16 protein-coding genes are annotated in these 20261 nt (G+C 47.6%); 15 read left to right on the top strand and 1 reads right to left on the bottom strand.

Annotation, left to right across the window (positions count from 1 at the left end; genetic code table 11):
* Positions 1 to 87: 87 nt before the first annotated feature.
* The 15 genes from smc to H5336_RS00600 all read left to right on the top strand — a co-directional run bounded on the left by smc (position 88) and on the right by H5336_RS00600 (position 19931).
* A complete protein-coding gene (gene smc, locus H5336_RS00670; RefSeq protein ID WP_185230421.1) occupies positions 88 to 3594 on the top strand; it encodes a chromosome segregation protein SMC in 3507 nt (1168 codons plus the stop codon).
* A gap of 44 nt (positions 3595 to 3638) precedes the next feature.
* Entirely contained in the window at positions 3639 to 4646 is a 1008-nt protein-coding gene (gene zipA / locus H5336_RS00665) for a cell division protein ZipA (RefSeq protein WP_185230419.1), read from the top strand.
* A gap of 37 nt (positions 4647 to 4683) precedes the next feature.
* Positions 4684 to 6720: an NAD-dependent DNA ligase LigA gene (gene ligA, locus H5336_RS00660; RefSeq protein ID WP_185230417.1), complete on the top strand. Its 2037-nt coding sequence runs from the start codon at positions 4684 to 4686 to the stop codon at positions 6718 to 6720.
* Positions 6717 to 7337: a transglycosylase SLT domain-containing protein gene (locus tag H5336_RS00655; RefSeq protein ID WP_185230415.1), complete on the top strand. Its 621-nt coding sequence runs from the start codon at positions 6717 to 6719 to the stop codon at positions 7335 to 7337. Before ligA ends, H5336_RS00655 begins: the two co-directional genes overlap by 4 nt.
* A gap of 9 nt (positions 7338 to 7346) precedes the next feature.
* Positions 7347 to 7766, top strand: coding sequence for a hypothetical protein (locus tag H5336_RS00650; RefSeq protein ID WP_185230413.1), 420 nt, complete (start codon positions 7347 to 7349; stop codon positions 7764 to 7766).
* Positions 7767 to 7781: 15 nt separating this feature from the next.
* On the top strand, positions 7782 to 8036 hold the full coding sequence (locus tag H5336_RS00645; RefSeq protein ID WP_185230412.1) for a hypothetical protein: 255 nt from the start codon (positions 7782 to 7784) through the stop codon (positions 8034 to 8036).
* The gene (locus tag H5336_RS00640; RefSeq protein WP_185230411.1) at positions 8036 to 9103 is read left to right on the top strand and encodes an AraC family transcriptional regulator; all 1068 of its coding nucleotides are present in this window, start codon (positions 8036 to 8038) and stop codon (positions 9101 to 9103) included. The genes H5336_RS00645 and H5336_RS00640 overlap by 1 nt, the downstream gene beginning before the upstream one ends.
* A 7-nt stretch (positions 9104 to 9110) precedes the next feature.
* On the top strand, positions 9111 to 9668 hold the full coding sequence (locus H5336_RS00635) for a DUF4136 domain-containing protein (RefSeq protein ID WP_185230410.1): 558 nt from the start codon (positions 9111 to 9113) through the stop codon (positions 9666 to 9668).
* A gap of 116 nt (positions 9669 to 9784) precedes the next feature.
* A complete protein-coding gene (locus tag H5336_RS00630; protein WP_185230409.1) occupies positions 9785 to 11569 on the top strand; it encodes an acyl-CoA dehydrogenase C-terminal domain-containing protein in 1785 nt (594 codons plus the stop codon).
* 297 nt (positions 11570 to 11866) lie between these two features.
* A complete protein-coding gene (locus H5336_RS00625; protein WP_185230408.1) occupies positions 11867 to 13465 on the top strand; it encodes an AMP-binding protein in 1599 nt (532 codons plus the stop codon).
* A gap of 490 nt (positions 13466 to 13955) precedes the next feature.
* Positions 13956 to 15089: a helix-turn-helix domain-containing protein gene (locus tag H5336_RS00620; protein WP_185230407.1), complete on the top strand. Its 1134-nt coding sequence runs from the start codon at positions 13956 to 13958 to the stop codon at positions 15087 to 15089.
* Positions 15090 to 15431: 342 nt separating this feature from the next.
* A complete protein-coding gene (locus H5336_RS00615) occupies positions 15432 to 16913 on the top strand; it encodes a cellulose binding domain-containing protein (RefSeq protein ID WP_246439138.1) in 1482 nt (493 codons plus the stop codon).
* Between the two features lie 461 nt (positions 16914 to 17374).
* Positions 17375 to 18526, top strand: coding sequence for a patatin-like phospholipase family protein (locus H5336_RS00610; protein WP_185230405.1), 1152 nt, complete (start codon positions 17375 to 17377; stop codon positions 18524 to 18526).
* A 61-nt stretch (positions 18527 to 18587) separates the two neighbouring features.
* On the top strand, positions 18588 to 19493 hold the full coding sequence (locus H5336_RS23565; RefSeq protein ID WP_313555627.1) for a DMT family transporter: 906 nt from the start codon (positions 18588 to 18590) through the stop codon (positions 19491 to 19493).
* Positions 19494 to 19640: 147 nt separating this feature from the next.
* Positions 19641 to 19931, top strand: coding sequence for a hypothetical protein (locus H5336_RS00600; RefSeq protein ID WP_185230404.1), 291 nt, complete (start codon positions 19641 to 19643; stop codon positions 19929 to 19931).
* Positions 19932 to 19960: 29 nt separating this feature from the next.
* Here the strand turns inward: H5336_RS00600 and H5336_RS00595 are convergent, their stop codons facing one another.
* Entirely contained in the window at positions 19961 to 20251 is a 291-nt protein-coding gene (locus H5336_RS00595; RefSeq protein ID WP_185230403.1) for a hypothetical protein, read from the bottom strand.
* Between the last annotated feature and the right edge of the window lie 10 nt (positions 20252 to 20261).

Raw genomic sequence — 20261 nt, 5'->3', positions numbered from 1 at the left:
TCTATCTGTGTAGAATCGGCTGTTTTCTCTGAATCTCACTTTTGGATATTCTTCTGGGAGTGCAATAAATACTGGTGTTTTCTCTTTATGCGGTTGAAATGTATCAAGCTGGCCGGGTTTAAGTCGTTTGTAGACCCCACCACCGTCAATTTCCCCAGTAACCTCTGCGCTGTTGTTGGGCCCAACGGTTGCGGTAAGTCGAATATTATCGATGCCGTGCGCTGGGTAATGGGGGAATCGTCGGCGAAGAACCTGCGTGGCGAAGCCATGACAGACGTTATTTTTAACGGCTCTAGTAGTCGAAAGCCCGTAGGGCAGGCGTCTATCGAGCTGATTTTCGATAACAGTGACGGCACCATAGTTGGGGAGTTTGCTGGATATAACGAAATATCGATTAAGCGTAAGGTAACCCGCGAAAGCCAGAATTTTTACTACCTTAATGGCAGTAAATGTCGTCGGCGTGATATTACCGATATTTTCTTGGGTACCGGCTTGGGGCCGCGTAGCTACGCGATTATTGAGCAGGGTATGATTTCGCGCCTGATCGAAGCCAAGCCTGAAGAGTTGCGGGTGTATGTGGAGGAGGCCGCTGGCATTTCCAAATACAAAGAGCGTCGTCGCGATACTGAAAACCGCATGCGTCGAACACACGAAAACCTCGAACGCTTGACTGACATTCGCGAAGAGCTTGGGCGGCAACTTTCTCGCCTAGAGCGACAATCTCAAGCGGCTGAAAAGTACTCAGAGTTCAAAAAAGAAGAGCGTGAACTTAAGGCCAAACTTCATGCGCTGCGCTATCAAATGCTGCAGGCAAAATCTGAAGAAAAACATAAAGAAATCAAGCAGCTGGAGCTGAAAGTTGAAGCTCAGATTACGGAGCGGGTTCGGCAGGATTCCGAGATTGAAAAGTTCCGTGCCGAGTATACCGACAAGAGTGATCGCTTCAACGAGGTTCAGGGGCGCTACTACGCCATCGGCTCCGATATTACCCGTATAGAGCAAGCCATTCAGCATGCCGAAGAGCGGGAGCGTCAACTTAAGGTTGATATCCAGCAAACTGAGCGCGATTGTGCCGAGGCCGAAGAACATCTTGCCCTCGATAAGGCAAAAGCCGAAGGCTGGGAAGCCGAGCTACTAGAGATAGTGCCGGAACTCGACATTGTTAAAGGGGCGGAAGAGGAGTCTGGCGCTGTGTTGCTGGAAGCAGAAGATGGCATGCATCTCTGGCAGCAGGACTGGGACCAGTTTAACCAACGTGCAGCCGAGCCGCGCCAACAGGCAGAAGTGCAACAATCGCGTATTAAGTACCTTGAGCAGGTACAAACTCGTTTACTTGAGCGAATAGAAAAGCTGGAAAGTGAGCGCGACAGCCTGGTTGTCGGCGATGTCAAAGACGATATAGAGCTTCTTCAGGAAGAGGTGGCTACCCTAGAGTTGGGCTTAGAAGAGAAGGCCGAGCAGGTAGAGTCTCTTAGTGAAGTTGTTACCGACGCACGGGAAAAACAATACGGTCTCACTGAAGAGCGTGATCAACTGCGCGGCGAATTACAATCTGCACGTGGGCGCTTTGCTTCATTGGAAACTTTGCAGCAGGCGGCGTTGGGGCAGTCTGGCGGTGTTATTGGCGACTGGTTGAATGCGCAAGGGTTGGCCGAATACCCGCGCTTGGCAGAAAAGCTTGAAGTGGCATCCGGTTGGGCTAAAGCGGTTGAAGTCGTATTGGGTAAGTCATTGCAGGCTGTTTGCCTAGAAGACTCTCTACAGGGGTTAACAGACGCGCTTGGTGGTATAGAGGCCGGCGAGCTAACCCTGTTTGAAACCACCGCAAATGCAGCTGGTTCGGCGGGTGAAGATTCGTTGCTGGCAAAGGTTACTTCTGCAGCCGATCTTTCATCGCTGCTACAGGGTATAAAAATAGCCGAAGACCTTGCCACGGCTTTCGCAAAGCGTGGGGCTTTAGTGGCGGGCGAGTCAATAGTGACACCAGACGGTATTTGGCTGGGGCCGAATTGGCTAAAAGTCGTTAAAGATGACGATTCCGGTGCGGGTGTTATTGCTCGCCAGCAAGAGCTGGAGCAGTTGGAAACACGCATTGCGGCGCTCGAAGAGAAAATTGAGAGCATCAGTGATGATCTTGAGGCGACGAAATCACGCCACGCCGATGCTGAAAGAGATCGGGACAACCTTCGCCGTGAAGCCGACGACATGAAGCGCAAATACGGAGAAATAAAAGCCGACCTCAGCGCCCGTAGAGCCAAAGTGGAACAGGTTGTTGAGGGGCGTGAGCGTGCCGAGCGTGACATTAACGAAGCGCGCGTGCAAATGGATGCTGAATCAAAGAATCTTATAGAAGCTCGTACTTTACTACAGGCTGCTATTGGCGCCATGGAGTCGGATACCGACGAGCGAGAAAAATTGCTGCATCGTCGAGACGAAATTCGCAGCAAGCTAGATCAGGCCCGACAAAAGGCTCGCCATGACAAAGATCGCGCCCACGAATTGGCCATGCGCCACCAATCGCTTAAAACACAGGTAGATGCTATTCGGCAGGGAATCCAGCGCCTGCAAGACCAAATGGGTCGTATGCAAGAGCGGCGCGAAACCCTAAAAACGTCACTTGAAGAAAACCGGGAACCTGTTGAAGAACATAAGCTCGAATTGGAAGTGCTACTGGAAAAACGCATTAGTGTTGAGCAGGAGCTTACGCAAACTCGCCAATTGGTAGAAGCGGTGGAAACCGCATTGCGTGACATTGAGAAGCAGCGCCATCAAATTGAATCCACCATAACCAATATTCGTAGTTCGCTCGAGAAAGCCCGATTGGATGCGCAAACATTGGATGTGCAGAGTGACGGCTTAAAACAGCAATTAGTGGAGCAGGAGTTCGATCTGCAAACCGTGTTGGCTGTATTAGATGAGGATGAAGATGAGACCTACCTCGAAGAAACCCTGACGAAAATAGGCAATCGTATTGGTCGGCTAGGGCCTATTAACCTAGCGGCAATTGATGAATATAAAACCGAATCTGAGCGTAAAAACTATCTCGATGCACAGAACGAAGATTTGAATGACGCGCTGGAAACGCTTGAAAATGCCATTAAGAAAATTGACCGTGAAACACGAACGCGGTTTAAAGAAACCTTCGACCAGATTAATACTGGGTTACAGGAGTTGTTCCCGAAAGTGTTCGGTGGCGGCCATGCATACCTGGAGCTGACGGGGGAAGATATGTTGGATACGGGTATTGCGATTATGGCGCGCCCACCGGGGAAGAAAAACAGTACGATTCACTTACTTTCTGGTGGCGAAAAGGCACTTACCGCTATTGCGTTGGTGTTTTCAATATTCCGTTTGAATCCGGCTCCATTCTGTATGCTCGATGAGGTTGATGCACCGCTCGACGATGCCAACGTTGGTCGTTACGCGCGAATGGTGAATGAAATGTCGGATCAGGTGCAGTTTATTTACATTACCCATAACAAAATTGCCATGGAAATGGCGCATCAGTTAATGGGCGTTACCATGCACGAACCGGGTGTTTCGCGCATGGTAACGGTAGATGTGGAAGAAGCCGCGGAGTTGGCAGCGGTATAACCGCTGTCTGGGCTAAGAATTTTATTTGGGGGTTTATATCAGTTATGCGAGATTGGTTAACGGTTATTATCGTCTTGCTTATTGTGGGCATTCTATTGGATGCCTTTCGTCGAATGCGTCAGTCTCGACGTGAAAATTTGCAGCTTTCGAGGAATGTTACTAAAGCAGATAAAGAGGAAGCTTCTATTAGCAATAGTGAGTTTCCAAGTGGTGGCGCTCGAGTTGCCAGCCGAAGAGCAGATAAGGATGTTTCGAACTTAAACTTGAACATTAAAAAAACCTACCTCGAAAAGAAAACGACAGTAGGGGCGCCTAATAGAATTCCGGAGCAGGTTACGCTTAACCTTGATGAGCATGTACCCATGCTCATGGATTCTGTGGTCGATGACGGGAGTGAAAACGAGGATGAAACCGTTGACGAAATTGAGAGCGTTAACGAACCGATATTAGGTGACTTCGATTCGCTCGACGAAAGTATTGAGCTAGACCAACCCGAGCCGCAACCTATAGGGCAAAAACCTGCGTTAAGTTCAAAGTCTGTCGAACGTTCAGCCGCACAGGTAAAGGAAGAACCGCAAAATATTCAACAGCCCGATGAAGTACTTATTATCAATGTGATGGCGCGCTCGGGGTGCCGTTTTCCGGGGGATAGGCTGCTGTCGGCGTTGATGGAGCGTGGGATGAAGCTTGGCGCTATGGATATATTTCATCGCCACATTAACGACGACGGTGATGGCCCGGTGGTATTCAGTTTGGCCAATATGGTTGTGCCGGGTACTTTTAACCTTGCAAAAATGAACGAATTTGAAACCCCGGGCGTGAGTCTGTTTTTAAGTCTTCCTCTTGAAATAACTGACGAAGAGGGCGAGCCCGTTGATGGTATCTGTATACGAGCCTATGACAACATGGCCGAAACGTCTAAAGCGTTGGCTGAAGCTTTAGATGGTGTGTTAATGGATAAAAACCGCAGCGTAATGAAACAACAAACTATCGACTACGACAGGGAGCTGGTGGTGGAATATGAGCGCAAGCAAAGACTGGCTCGCGTGTAACGTGTTTGTTGTTAAGCTAATTAATTGAGAACCCTGCATGAGTGATTCAATTTCACAGCCGACGGCACAGGCTGTAGCGCGCTGTGCTGAACTGACCAAACAGCTTAATTACCATAACAAGCAGTATTACCTGCTCGATCAGCCCGAAATCTCCGACGCTGAGTACGACCGCCTTTTTCAGGAACTAAAGAAGCTTGAGGATACCTACTCTTCACTACGTGTTTCGTCTTCACCTACCCAGCGGGTAGGTGAAGCGCCGCTTTCGGCTTTTGAAAGTGTTGTGCACGAAATGCCTATGCTCTCGTTAGACAACGCATTTAACGAAGACGATATGGTGGCGTTCGATAAACGTATTAAAGACCGGCTTAAAAGTGATGAAACATTGGAGTATAGCTGCGAGCCTAAATTCGATGGTATTGCCGTTAGCCTGTTATACCGCATGGGTACGCTTGAGCGAGGTGCTACCAGAGGAGACGGTGCTTCGGGTGAAAACATTACCCAGAACGTCCGCACTATTGGGTCTATTCCGCTTCAGCTTGCGGGCGAAGAAATACCGGCAGTACTAGAAGTTCGTGGCGAAATATTTATGCCTAAAGCGGGCTTTGAAAAGCTTAATAAGCGCGCAGCCGAAAAAGGTGAAAAACCCTTTGTAAACCCACGGAATGCGGCAGCTGGAAGTTTGCGGCAGCTGGATTCTGCGATCACCGCAAGTCGGCCGTTGGTTATGTGTGCGTACAATGTGGGTTATGTTGAAGGTGAATTGCCCAAAACGCACAGTCAAATATTGTCCTGCCTTAAAGAGTGGGGTTTTATCGTAAGCGAAGAGTTAAAGGTTGTAGCTGGGGTGGAGGGGTGTCTAGATTATTATCGGCAGCTCGAGCAGCGACGTGGTGCCCTTGCCTACGATATTGACGGTATTGTCTTTAAAATTAATAGTATTCCATTACAGCAGCAGCTGGGTTTTGTTTCCCGTGCCCCACGTTGGGCTATTGCCCATAAATTTCCGGCTCAGGAAGAAATGACCACACTAAATGGGGTGGAATTTCAGGTGGGGCGTACGGGAGCTATTACACCAGTAGCGCGATTACAGCCCGTATTTGTCGGTGGTGTAACGGTTTCTAACGCAACACTGCATAACCGAGATGAAATTGAACGGCTTGGTGTTTGTGTTGGCGATACCGTTGTTGTGCGCCGTGCGGGCGACGTTATTCCCCAAATTGTTGCTGTGGTTCCGAGCAAGATAACGTCTTCCTTAAAAGCCATTGAATTCCCACAACATTGTCCTGTGTGCAGCTCCCCGGTGGAAACGGCTCCTGGCGAGGTTGTTGCGCGTTGCAGTGGCGGCTTAATTTGCGAGGCCCAACGAAAAGAGGCGATTAAACATTTTGCAAGCCGCCAGGCTATGGATGTGGATGGTCTAGGCGATAAATTGGTTGAGCAGTTGGTTGATGCTGGTTTGGTAAAGCAAATAGCGGATCTATTTACTGTTCCTAAAGATAAATTGGCGGCGCTGGAGCGCATGGCGGAAAAATCGGCCGACAATCTTTTGGCTGCCTTAAATAAAAGTAAAAATACAACGCTGCCTCGCTTTTTATTCGCATTGGGCATTCGTGAGGTTGGTCAGGCCACGGCCCGCAATTTGGCACAGCATTTTGGCAAACTCGACAATATTATCCATGCAGACACGGATGCACTGCAGTTGGTTGACGATGTGGGCCCTGTGGTCGCACACTTTGTCTATGAGTTTTTTCGCCAAAATGAGAATTTACAGGCGGTCGACGATTTAAAAAAGGCCGGCATAAACTGGGAAGAGAAGGAGCCGGTAGAGGTCGCAGAATTACCCTTGGTTGGTCAAACATGGGTGTTGACCGGTACGCTGGAAACCATGGCCAGAGATGAAGCGAAAGAAAAATTGCAGGCCCTTGGCGCGAAAGTGGCTGGTAGTGTATCGGCAAAAACATACTGCGTTGTGGCTGGGCCGGGCGCCGGTTCCAAGCTGGCTAAAGCCGAAAAGCTAGAGGTAAACGTTATGGACGAAGCTGCATTTGTGCAGTTTTTGGGGGCGTTTGAATGACCCTCTTTTGTGTTTTCAGTCGCCGGTTTGCTTTAGCTGTTATCACGGTTTTATGTGTGGGTTGTGCGTCTTCACCCCCTAAGAAGCAGGACAATATTTGTCATATATTTGATGAAAAAGACAAATGGTACAAGCAGGCGAAAAAAGCCAGTAAAAATTGGGGTATTCCTATTGCCACAAACATGGCGATGATGCATCAGGAGAGCCGGTTTGTGTCTAAAGCCAAACCGCCAAGAAAAAAAATACTGGGTTTTATACCAGGGCCGCGCAAAAGCAGCGCGTATGGCTATCCCCAGGCAAAAGATGAGACCTGGGATTGGTACAAGGATAAAGCCGGCCGTTGGGGTGCAGACCGTGACGATTTTGAGGATGCTATCGATTTTGTTGCTTGGTACAACAGTATTAGCGTGAAACGGAATAAAATCGCAGCAAATGATACTTACAGGTTGTATCTTGCGTATCACGAAGGGCATGGCGGCTATTCACGAGGCACATATAAATCTAAAGCATGGTTGACATCTGTCGCCAAAAAGGTCGATAGCCGCGCTCGAACGTACCAACAACAACTCAACAAGTGTGAAAACCGCCTGGATTCATCCTGGTGGTGGCCTTTTTAGGGGGAGTGGATGGAAGAATCCATTGTATACGGCTGTATTAAAGATGCGGTGCACTTCAATGATGACGAGCTGCGTCGGAGCACAAACCGTGATGCTATGCTTTCGTTGCCGAAAGCAGATGAATGGCCTTATTTGTGTCAGGAAATGTTTGCCATACCGCGGATAGAAAGCGGTGGAGAGCACTACCAAACAGAAGTTATGCATTTTGGCGCTTCATACAAAGCGGTAGAGTATGAGTGGAGCCAGTGGATGGAAAAGTTTGAGGCGCTGCTTAATCGCATGTACTGGGTGTCGGCGGTCGTGCATTTAGAAACGGAGCTTACCGGTACGCATACCTTTACCTGGGAGAGCTTGAGTAGCGGTCATTCACCCGGGGCCGGAATTAAGCAGGTAAACTGTGAATGGACGCAGGAAAAAGCTTTTTTATAATAGGTTTTTTGTAATTTGAAAATACGATTGAAGGTCAACAAACGCTACCAGTTTATGGTGCTTCTTAGTGCCTGTGGCGCGTCATTGTGGATGATGGTTGTTCGTTTTGGCTACCCAGTAGAAAAACTCATTCAAGGCTTTTGGATAATTGTTGTGCTTTTGGGGGCTATTGTGGTTGTTGCGCTTCCGGTCGCTGTTTTATTACGTTGGCTGAAGGGTCGAAAGGAAGATCTAGATTTCAGCGCGCAAAATACTAAAAGCAAAGACTAATGAGCCTTAAAGATTCAACAATCCCTACAGAATATGCCATAAGGTTACTCGAACAGGCAGAAGCCTCAGGTTGCGACAGAAACCAAATCTTGCAATTGGCGCAGGTTGACTGGGCTGACCTTTCCAAGTGGAAAGAGGTTTCTGGTAAAACCTATGGGTTGTTGTATCAGGCTGTTATGCGTGTTGCTGCCGATGAATGGTTTGGAATGTTTACCGGAGGGAAAGTGCCATTGGGGTCTTTCCGTTTAATGTGCCTTACCCTAATGAGCTGTACCAACTTAAAGCAGGCAATAAATCGTGCCGGTGAATTTTCTGAGATTTGCCGCGGTATGAGAGTTCGTTTTCGGGTTGAGTCGACAGAATCTCAAGCCATCGTCGCTATGGCACGGGTTCATTCTATATCGGGCGAGGATTTCGATCATTTAATCGATCAGGCCGATCCTTCCAATATTCTCACATCCATTATCACCTGGCATAAATTTACGGAATGGTTAACCGGAAAAACTATTCCTTTGAAGTCTATTCAGCTGACATACGATAAACATAAAAGCTTCGCTCCGCTGGCCTTTGTGGAAGACCAGAATATAGAGTACAACAGCGATCGCAATGGTTTTACATTTGCGCTTGAATGTTTGGATTATCCCGTAGTTCAAGATAACGATTCTTTGTCCTTGTTCCTTAGGACGGCTCCCTATCATATCGTGACGCAAGACCCGTTAAAGCTTAGTTTTGGTGAAAAGGTAAGGAATGTTCTTAAGCGCGATGTAAGCGGAGCCATGCCGTCCGCAGAGCAGTTGGCAAGCCAGCTAAACATGTCGGTAACAACCCTCCGGCGCCAGTTGAGCAAAGACAACGTGTCCTATCAAAAACTGAAGGACGATTGTAGAATGGAGGCCGCTATCTACTACTTGTCGTGCTTGGAACTGTCTAACTCCGACATTGCTGAAAAGCTTGGTTTTGATGAGCCCAGCGCATTTTTTCGGTCGTTTAAAAAATGGACTGGGCAAACACCCGGCGAGTACCGCTCGCGATTACGAGAAGATCCTTCTCATGAATTCCCAAAATGAGGTTTGTATGAAAATAATGAGAATTAGTATGGTATTGCTGGCTTTGCCGGTGCTACTTTTGGCCTGTTCAACAAAGCCTTCGATTGATTACAGCACAACTTTTGACTTTTCGAGCTTGCGTTCGTTTAGCATTTTACCCGTTGACCCGGCCGTTTTCGCCAACCCCAAGGTGTCCGAACTGGAGGTTGGTCGTATTTTGAATATCACTTCCAGCGAGCTGCGCAAAGCCTATTTAGAGGTGGCGCAGGAAAACGCTGATTTTCTTGTGCGGCACCAAGTGGTGGTAGAGAACCGAGTGAGAACCAGTCAGCCGACCAGTTCTGTTGGCATGTACAGAGGTGGCTATGGCTATGGCTACAGCGTTGGTATGAGTTCCTCTAGCGGTCAGACCACCTATTATCAACAAGGGACCGTTATCATCGATGTTATCGATGCTGCTACCAAAGAGGTTGTCTGGCGCGGCACTATCGATGGCCGTATAAGAGAGACACTTTCACCAGAAGAGCGGGAAGTTAATGCGGAACAATACATAGCGAGACTGTTTGAAGAGTTTCCACCTCAGTAAAGAATTGCCACTGATTTCGCACCAATCGGTAATTGTTTGAAAACTTGAAGCAGGAGAATCTATAGCCCGGCTCCTCAACCTATACTGAGAGGAGCGCTATAGAGAGAGGATTTCTGATGTCGGATTACAAGGCACCGCTGCGAGATATAGAGTTTGCCCTATACGAATTGCTAGGCTACGAGAAACACTTGGGTACATTACCCTGTGCAGAGGATGCTACCCGAGAGCTAGTGGACGCAATACTGGAGGAGGGTGCTAAGTTCTGTGAAAAAGTCATCTCCCCCTTAAACCGTGTGGGAGATGAGCAGGGTTGTACGCTGGTTGATGGCGTGGTTACAACCCCAGATGGCTTCAAAGAGGCCTATCAGCAGTTTGTAGACGGTGGTTGGCCATCTATGTGTCATGCACTGGAGCACGGTGGTCAGGGGCTCCCAGAGTCATTAGGTACGGTACTGAACGAGCTCACAGGCTCTGCTAACTGGTCATGGTCTATGTATCCTGGCCTTGCCCACGGGGCAATGAAAACCCTTGAATTACACGGCACAGACGAGCAAAAGCAGCAATACCTCACCAAGTTAGTAGAGGGCGCCTGGACGGGTACCATGTGTTTAACCGAGGCGCATTGTGGTACTGACTTGGGTATGCTCAAAACCAAAGCCGAGCCCAATGAAGACGGTAGCTACAGCATTACCGGTTCAAAAATGTTTATTTCCGCAGGCGAACACGACCTTGCTGAAAACATTGTGCATATCGTGTTGGCCCGCCTGCCTGATGCACCCGAGGGTACAAAGGGCATCTCTTTGTTTGTTGTGCCGAAATTTCTGGCCAATGATCACGGTGGTGTCGGTGAACGAAACCAGGTGGTCTGTGGTTCCCTTGAGCACAAAATGGGCATTCACGGTAACGCCACTTGCGTTATGAATTTCGATGGTGCCAAGGGTTTTCTAATCGGCCCGCCGAACCGTGGCTTAAACTGTATGTTCACTTTTATGAACACTGCACGCCTCGGTACTGCAATCCAGGGCTTGGCTCATGCTGAGTTAGGCTATCAAAAGTCGCTAGCGTACGCTCGAGACCGCTTGCAAATGCGCGCACTATCGGGCGCCAAGAATCCCAGCGGGCCAGCCGACCCCATAATTGTCCACCCTGATGTAAGGCGCATGTTACTCACGCAGAAAGCCTTCGCTGAGGGTGCGCGTATGCTTATCTATTACGCCGCGCAGCTGATCGATACCGAACAGTTTTCGCAGGGTGAAGAGCAGCTTGCTGCAGGTGAATTGTTGGCCTTGTTAACACCTATTGCCAAAGCTTTTGTGACCGAAACCGGCTTTGAATCGGCTAACTTAGCCATACAATGCTTTGGTGGGCACGGGTATATTCGCGAGTGGGGAGTAGAGCAAAATGTCCGTGACGCGCGTATATCCATGCTCTACGAGGGCACAACGGGTATTCAGGCGCTCGACCTACTCGGTCGTAAAGTGCTTTCCAGTCAGGGTGAGCTGCTGAAGCGTTTCACTAAAATAATTCACAAGTACTGCCAGGCTCACGCACAAACTGAAGAAATGCAAGAGTTTGTCGAGCCATTGGCAACCCTGAACAAGGAGTGGGGTGAGTTAACGTTACACGTTGGCATGGCTGCGTTGAATGACCCGGAAGAAGTGGGTGCGGCGGCGGTAGATTATTTGATGTACTCTGGTTATGTAACCCTTGCTTACTTTTGGGCGAGAGCGGCGGAAGTGGCGTTGACAGCAAATACTAAAGATGACCAAGATTTCTATACAGGTAAGCTGAAAACTGCACAGTTCTATTACGCTCGTATTCTGCCTAGAACAAGAACCCTGAAGGAAACTATCAAGTCCGGGGCAAAAAATCTTCTCTCTATGGAAGAATGCCAATTCTGACAGGTTTATTGTTAAAGGTAATAAACCACTGACTGCAGCCGCAGCATCAAGGTGCAACGGTTACAGTGTTAGGTTTTGTTGCCTTCGGCGCTATGTTTGCCGGAGACAAACGACAGTGAGCCGCTTCGATTCGCTCTAGGTGGCTAGCGTCATACTCATTTTAATTCCGGCTTGGCATTCGGAGAAAAACGGGTTTTTTTTTACGGGTTCCCTTGGATCTAACTCAGGGTTGAAGAGAAAACATGCTGGCTTTGGCAGCCATGCAATTCGCTGAAATTGAATTTTAGGAGGCCGCCATTGGTAACCCGTTATAAAAACGCGCTGGAACTTTTGGAGCATTCGTTTAAATCCTATGCGGATAAAACGGCATACACGTGTCTCGATTACTCGCTGACCTACAAACAAATTGATCAGTTATCTGAGCGATTTGCACGTTATTTGCGTAACGATTTAGGTTTGGTTCCCGGTGATCGAATAGCTATTCAATTACCTAATCTACTGCAATTTCCCGTTGCCCTTTACGGAGCAGTCCGTGCAGGCTTAATAGTTGTAAACACCAACCCTCTGTATACGCCGCGTGAAATTCGCTATCAACTCCGTGACTGTGGAGCTAAAGCGTTGGTTGTGTTGTCGAATATTGCACATAATGCGGCCAGCATTATTGAGCAGACCGATGTCGAAACCGTTATTGTAACGAACATTGCCGACCTGCACCCGTTCCCGAAGCGCCAGCTAATTAACTCGGTGGTCAAGTACGTTAAGAGAATGGTGCCAGCATACAAATTTGATCACGCGGTTTCGTTTCGCTCGACCATTTCCAAAAAGGGTAAGCCTTTTGAGCGGCCAGTGCTCAATCCAGATTCTGTAATGACGTTACAGTACACGGGTGGCACTACAGGCGTATCAAAAGGTGCAATGCTTAGTCATAAAAATATGGCTGATAATGTATGGCAAATGGTAGAGCACATACCCTCAGCGTTTGATGAAGGTGCTGAAACGTTTGTGGCATGTCTACCGCTGTATCATATTTATGCGTTAAACCTGCACGCACTTGCGGCTTTCTCTTTGGGCGAACATAACCTCTTAATTCCAAACCCGCGAGATTTGGCGGGTATGGTCAAAACTTTGAGTAAACACCAAATTACAGTGTTTGTTGGTATTAATACATTGTTTACTGCGCTGTGCCGTTTCGAACCGTTTAAAGCCCTGGATTTTTCCAAATTGAAAGTGACCTCCGCAGGAGGGATGGCCCTTACCGAGGATGCCGCAAAAGCCTGGGAAAGCATTACCGGTTGCGAAGTGTGTGAAGGCTATGGGTTAACCGAAACTTCGCCGGTTGTCTGTGGAAACCTTATCGGTGGTATTGTTCGCGGTTCCGTGGGCTTGCCCTTGCAGGAAACCGAGTTAAAGTTGATTGATGACGAGGGCAATACGGTTACCGGTGAGGCTGGAGAATTATGTGTACGCGGCCCTCAGGTCATGCTTGGTTATTGGGAGAATGAAGACGAGACACGAACGGTGTTCACCGAAGACGGTTGGCTACGCACCGGCGATGTGGCAGAAATTGATGATAAGGGTTATGTAAGGATTGTTGACCGAAAGAAAGACATGATACTCGTCTCTGGGTTTAACGTATTCCCCAATGAGGTTGAAGATACCATTTGTCAGATGCCACAAATTATTGAGGCCGCTGCCATTGGTGTGGCCGATGAAAAGTGTGGTGAAGTGGTTAAATTGTTTGTGGTTGCAGCCGACGAGAAGGTAACGGAAGAAGCGGTGTACAATTATTGCCGAAAAAATCTTACGCCCTACAAAGTACCGAAGGTTATTGTGTTTAGGGACGATTTGCCGAAGTCTAATGTGGGAAAGATTTTACGGAAAGAACTGCGAGAATAAACTACGAGAATAAAAAGTGGTAATTTTTGGGTATTCCTGAACCGTTTTAATGGCGTTTTTTAATGGCGTTTTTTAATGGCGTTTTTTAATGGTGTATTTTAGAGAGTATGCGGGTCGCCAAATCAAACTGCAGAGTTGATTGCCCTATAATAAATTGAACCTTAGGCTCCCCTCTAAAACGTTGTATCGTTGAAGGCGCTAATGCTGGAGTGCAAAACTCTTTTTTCAAAATGGCCTGCAGAACCATAATAGATTTGCTTGGTTAACATACAAAGAACAGTTCCCCTTAAAGCAGAGGCAGCTGGGATTTGGCGTTAAAGGAAAACGGTATAAACCAAGCCTGTGCGTAAGCTCAAAGCTTTTTTCCTGATAAATCGATATAGTTGGCCATGGGTAGCCGTCGATAGACTGGCCTATAGGTTGTTACTATGGGCGCTGAAATCCCGACTAAACATATTCGACGCTTTACAGAAAAGTCACCTCTATTCGTATGAAAGCCCTTCTTTTTAATATTCACGATGTAACCTTATTGCTAACTATTGGTGTATGTGGGTTACTTGGCGCTGTTTATTTAATTGTTAGAAGTCGGTCGTATCACGCGCGTTTATTTTTAGCACTTTTTTTCTTTGCCAACGTTCTCGCTGTTTTTTATACGCTTATATATTGGGCAGAACCCATTCGTCACCAGGTGTTTGGGGTTTTCCCCTATACGTATCTTATACTAAGCGCTGTCAGCTTTATGCTAGGGCCGCTTTTGTACTGGTACACGTGTTTTTGCCTGCATGATCAATTCCGCTTGAGGCCTGTACAATGCCTTCATTTTTTACCCGTAGGTCTTGCTCCACTCTATTTTTATATTGTTTGCTTTCGTTTTGATCTTGCTACCCAGCGAGATTTATTTCTCAATTTGGGGATTTATGGGCAAGCTAATGCGTTTTACTACGAGTATATTTCTATTGAAAAAATATTCCCCGTTGTATATGGGGTGATATGCCTGCTGTTGTTAGTACGCCATTTTAATGCCGAAGCTAAACGTAGTACTGTTGGCGCGTATAACAATCTTGGTTTAATAATACTTATATCGGGGTTTTCGGTATTTTGGGGCTGGGCAGCGCTGACGCATTTCCTTGCTCAGTATTTGTCGAGCGAAATTACAGATTTTATGGGTATTGCGGGAAACTACTTTAAGCTTTTTCTGGTACTTTATCTTGCTTACATTCAGTTGCTTCACTTGGCAATACTGCGTGCTCCAGAAAAAGTGAAAGAAGAAAGCTTTAAACTGAATCAAGCCCATGTAGACAATATTCTGTCGGCAATGGCACCGGATGGTGCCTTCCTAAACCCTCAGTTAACATTGGAGCGGTTTGCCGATATCGTAGGGCTCGCCCCGCGAGAAGTGTCGACTGTTATAAATCGTAAATTTCGGCAAAATTTCCATGAATTCATTAATGGTTACCGGTTGAATCATGCGAAACAATTACTGCGGAATTCCGAACAATTCGGTTTGAGTATTCAGGATATTGCCCATGCGTCGGGCTTTAACAGTAAAGCTACATTCAATCGGTTTTTTAAGAGGTTTGTATTAATCACACCAAGCGACTACCGTCGAAAGCACCAAGCCTAATAGTATCCCCTAGGTTCTTCCTCTACGCCGTAATACCTCTGTTTGCAATAAAAAAGTAAAGTGGTGCGGCACCTAAACGCCTTTTGAGAACGGCTTGACACCTTATTCCACAGGTCGACGCTTAAGGCGGGTTTTTGGGGTATCAATATGTGATAAGTATAAATTGCAACTTTACGCAGCCTTTCTCCCTGCTCCACACTGTGTTTTTCTAATAAGAGCGAATGCAATAATTTGCCGTTTCTCCCTTGCTGCGCATTCATGTTGTCACTCAATGGAGGCCAGCTCTAAATCCGTATAAGAATAAACTCTAAGGAGCTCAAAGTGAGTAGATTTAAACGACTGATGAAATACACCATGCCCTGCGTAGGCGTTCTAATGGGGCTTTCAGTGTTTGCCAATTCGAAGCCATACAAGAGTGCTGAAATATTCACGTTGGATTCCGAGTTGTATGGGAAATATGTGATACGTATGCAGGCTGCCAAAGGTAGCGGGGTTATTTCGAACTTCTTCCTGTGGAAAGAGGGCTCAGAGCTGACCGACGTTTTTTGGGAAGAGGTTGATATTGAAATTTTTGGTAAAGACGATGGCTACGCTTGGCAGAGCAATATTATCACCGGGCTCGGTAACAGAATTACATCTGAACAGGAGCATACTTCCGATTATTCTTTCGGCGAGGGCTATCACACTTTCACCCTCGAATGGATTCCCGGACAAGTTAGGTGGTTAGTCGATGGCCAATTGGTGCGCGAAGTAAATGGTGGACAAGCCAATGACCTGACGAGCCTAGCGCAAGCTCGCTTTAACTTTTGGCCTCCCAATATTGAAGGCTGGGTTGGTCCTTTCAACGATACCATGCTGCCGTTGAGCATGTATGTAAATTGGATGGAATACCATCAATGGAACGGCCAAAACTTTGAGCTTTCATGGCGTGATGACTTCGATACCCTGAACGCAAGTCGCTGGGGTAAAGCCGATTGGACGTTCAATGAAAATCGGGCAGACTTCTCACCCGAAAATGCACTAACCCGTAATGGTTATTTAATATTAACCATGACCCATGAGGGCCAAGAAGGTTATTCCGGTACACCTCCTGAGGATACTGGCGATGGTCCCACACCCACACCCACACCCACACCCACACCCACACCCACACCCACACCCACACCCACACCCACACCCACACCCACACCCACACCCACACCCACACCCACACCCACACCCACACCCACACCCACATCTACACCTACAGCCACACCTACCTCCATTCCTACGCAGGCGCCTGGCGGGGAAGACTGTAATTGGTACGGTACGGTTTATCCGCTTTGCATAAATACCACAAGCGGATGGGGATGGGAGAATAGCCAAAGTTGCATTGGTTACGGTACCTGCAGCGCGCAACCTGCTCCGTTTGGCGTAGTTGGTAGCAGCACACCAACACCAACACCAACACCAACGCCAACGCCAACACCAACGCCAACGCCAACGCCAACGCCAACGCCAACGCCAACACCAACACCAGGCGGGAATGTAACCTGTGAAGTGAGCCAACTAAATCAATGGGGTTCTGGTTACCAAATGGATGTGAAGATTATCAACAGCAGTACGCAGTCTGTTAATGGTTGGCAGCTCACTCTCAACTTCAGTGGAGCACCCCGCGTTACGAATAGTTGGAATGCCACTGTTAACGAAACAGCAACACAAGTTGTGGCCAGTAACCTTAGTTGGAACGCTAACTTAGGTTCTGGGCAGTCGGCTTCGTTTGGTTTTCAAGGGAATTTAAGCGACTACTTGGATACACCAAGCTGTATTGTAAAGCGTAATTAGTTTATATCTTGACGCCAGAGGGGTGATGTATTCGCCCTTTATGGTGCCATTTCTCCACGCAGCCCTAATGATTTACCCTTCGCGCAGACTCTTTAAAGGTTTCGTGGGATTTTGGGTTTTTTCTCGATAAATCGGGTGATCGGAGTGAAGGCCGGTAGGGAGTGCGTGGATTGTTTGATAATGGGCGAAAGTATGTCGTTTTATAATCCTAAGGTTTTACGGCGAGCGGCGTTTCCCTGATATTCAAACACTTCACCTAGCCTTTAAATCAGATAGTTAAATTAAGCCATCTGTCCTTGGCGACGTTGAGAGTCTTAGGAGTATAAGGCAAGTTATTGTTGATAAGGTCACAATGGGTTATTCATGAATAATACCGCGGGTAATATTGACGAATATGATTACTGTAACCCGCTACGAAGGGGCTACACTAAGATATAAGCCATTGTAATTATGAGCAGAGAATGTCCACCAATGCCCTTATATTATCCGGGGGCGGAGCCCGAGCCTCATACCAGGTAGGTGTTTTAACGGCCCTCGCCGAGATATTGCCAAATTTACACAATCCATTTCCCATCATTTGTGGTACATCGGCGGGTGCGATTAATGCCGCCGCGCTGGCTGCTCACCCGGGCGAATTCAGTCAATCAGTAGGCGATTTAGCTAAAACCTGGCGGAGCCTGGAAATTGATAACGTGTTCAAGACTGGTTGGTGGCCATTAATCTCTGGTTTGACCAAAATTGGGGGTTCTTTTTTTCACGGTGGATTTAGCCGAACACAGCCATTGGCACTATTAGACAATTCGCCGTTACGCGAATTTCTGTCTTCAATTATTCCTTTTGATAACCTTGATGTAAAAATTAAAAATGGTGATCTCGAAGCGCTGTGCATAACCGCTATGGGCTATACCACGGGAGAATCTGTTAGCTTCTTTCAAGGTAATCCGGCTCTACGTGGTTGGCGACGTTATCGGCGTGTGGGCACGCCGAGTGAAATTTCGGTAGAGCATTTAATGGCATCGTCGGCCATTCCTACTGTGTTTCCTACTGTTCACCTCAGTCGCGAGTATTTTGGTGATGGAGCCATGCGTCAAATGGCCCCGATTAGTCCCGCGCTACACTTAGGCGCGGACAGAGTTTTTATTATTGGCGTAAGCGGAAACCGAAACCCGGCACATTGGGGTTCCACGCCCACCAAAAGAGTGCGGGCTAAACATTCTCCGTCAATGGCTCAGATCGTTGGTCATATGTTTAACAGTACCTTTATCGATGCTCTTGAGGGCGATATTGAACAGCTTCAACGGGTGAATCACTTATTGCATTTGTTGGACGAGAAAGGTTGTGGCGATAGCCAGCAGCTGAGGCCTGTTGATACGCTAATTATTGAACCTTCCAAAGAACTGGACAAAATTGCTGGGCGTAAGGTACGTAATATGCCTTCCAGTCTTCGTTTTTTTCTGCGTTCTACTGGCGCTACTGCGCGTGGCGGCGGGTCTGCCGCAGCAAGTTACCTGCTATTTAGTCATGAGTATTGCAATGAGCTAATGGATCTAGGGTATCAAGATGCGATGTGGGAAAAAGAATCAATAGAAGAATTTTTCGCAAAGGGTGAATAAATAATTCATTTCGGTTCATAATTAGCGATCGATAAAAATTACCGGAATTTATCTTAAGCCTGTGTCTAAAAATTTACCTGTGTATGTGCTTATTGGGGCTTCCTTGTTATGGGGGTTATCTTGGTTGCCGTTAAGATATTTGAATCAGCTCGGCTTTGAAGGGATATCACTATTATTGGTTTCTCAGGGAATACTTGCGCTGCTTTTCTCTCCTTTTGGCTTTCGCTTTAAGCTCATTAAAGACAACCTGAAGCCGCTGTTAGTGATCGCCTTAACGGGTGGGAGCGCAATTCTTTGTTTTACCTATGCACTGATATACGGTGATGTTATACGGGTAATGGTGCTCTTTTATTTGCTACCCGTATGGGGGGTATTGGGCGGTAAATTTTTTCTGGGAGAGCATCCTGATTGGATTCGTTGGCTGGGTGTGGTGCTAGCGCTTGGTGGTGCATTCCTCATATTGGGTGGCGTGTCTATTTTTAACTCGCCGCCTTCATGGATTGATTTAATGGCGTTGGCTTCGGGCTTATGTTTCGCTGCAAACAACTTAGTATTTCGGGGCGTGCAGAGGTTGCCCTTGTCGACGAAATTGGTCTTTATGTTCTACGGGTGCGCAAGTATTTCAGCCGTGCTGCTGTTTTTAGGTGTGGAGGCATTGCCTGTTTCCGTAGCGCCTGTGCACTGGGCTCTGTTGGTGGTATATACGCTCAGCTGGTTGCTATGCGCCAATATTGGGTCGCAGTGGGCGGTAACGCGGATGGAGGCGGGCAAGTCGAGCATTATTATTATTGTCGAGCTTGTTGCTGCGGTCATCTCTGCCATGCTTATTGCCGGGGAGCGGCTAACGCTGATCGAGTGGTTTGGTTGTATTCTGGTTGTGTTGGCGGCTTTCCTTGAAGCTCGGAGACAGGAGCCTGAGTCTGGGCCTAAGCCGGGTGCGCTTGATGCGACGAGTGCCGGTGGTTAGTGCTATCTATGGCTTACTGTTTTAATAGTCGATTTCCTACAGGGTACGAGTGAGTTTTCTCGCATACGCAACGAGGCTAGAGGTCTATAATCGCTCTCAATTTGGTGACGACACTAAATTCGTTACGGAAAACACTGGGGCTATACTATGATCGAAGGACGCGTGCTGTTTGTTAATACTAGTTGTCAGCTGGCTGCTGCGGATATTGGTGGCGGTAGGGCGCTGGTGTTTGAGCTTCCTGCGGACGCCCAAATTGATATAGGCGACAGGCTCGAAAGGTTGGTTAGCCGCTACCAAAAAGTAAAGACCAACTGCCTAAATGCTACCAAGCATAACGAAATACACATACAGGTGTTGGCCAGCCCAATGCCGGTTCGTGTTGCCAGGTTTGTGGTTGAGCCGGGGTGTTTGGAAGGCAGTCTTTCAAAGGTGGCCTGAATGTAGGGCCAGCCCCTTTATAGCCTAATCTATTGGTGACTGTTCTTGGCTTCGTTCTCTGCGGCTCGGGTAATAATGTGCGTGTACAGATTGATCAATTTAATCAAAATGGGTTGGTAGTCTGGATGACGGTCATAAATGGGCTTTACACGGCGCACATCTCGCAGCACTTCCAGTAAAAACTCTATATCAAAGTCATTCAGAACCTCTCCCTTATCGACTTTTGTTTCCAGTGCTAGCGCGTGGGGTAAGCGTTGCTTGTTCAGCCGTTGCATCAAAACCTCAAGCACGCCGTTATCGTCCTGGGGGATCATATTCATAACTAACTAC

Origin of the sequence: Teredinibacter franksiae (assembly GCF_014218805.1) — a bacterium.
GTDB lineage: Bacteria > Pseudomonadota > Gammaproteobacteria > Pseudomonadales > Cellvibrionaceae > Teredinibacter > Teredinibacter franksiae.
Note: the sequence above shows the minus strand (reverse complement) of the source record. Positions and strands in the feature narration are given on the sequence as shown.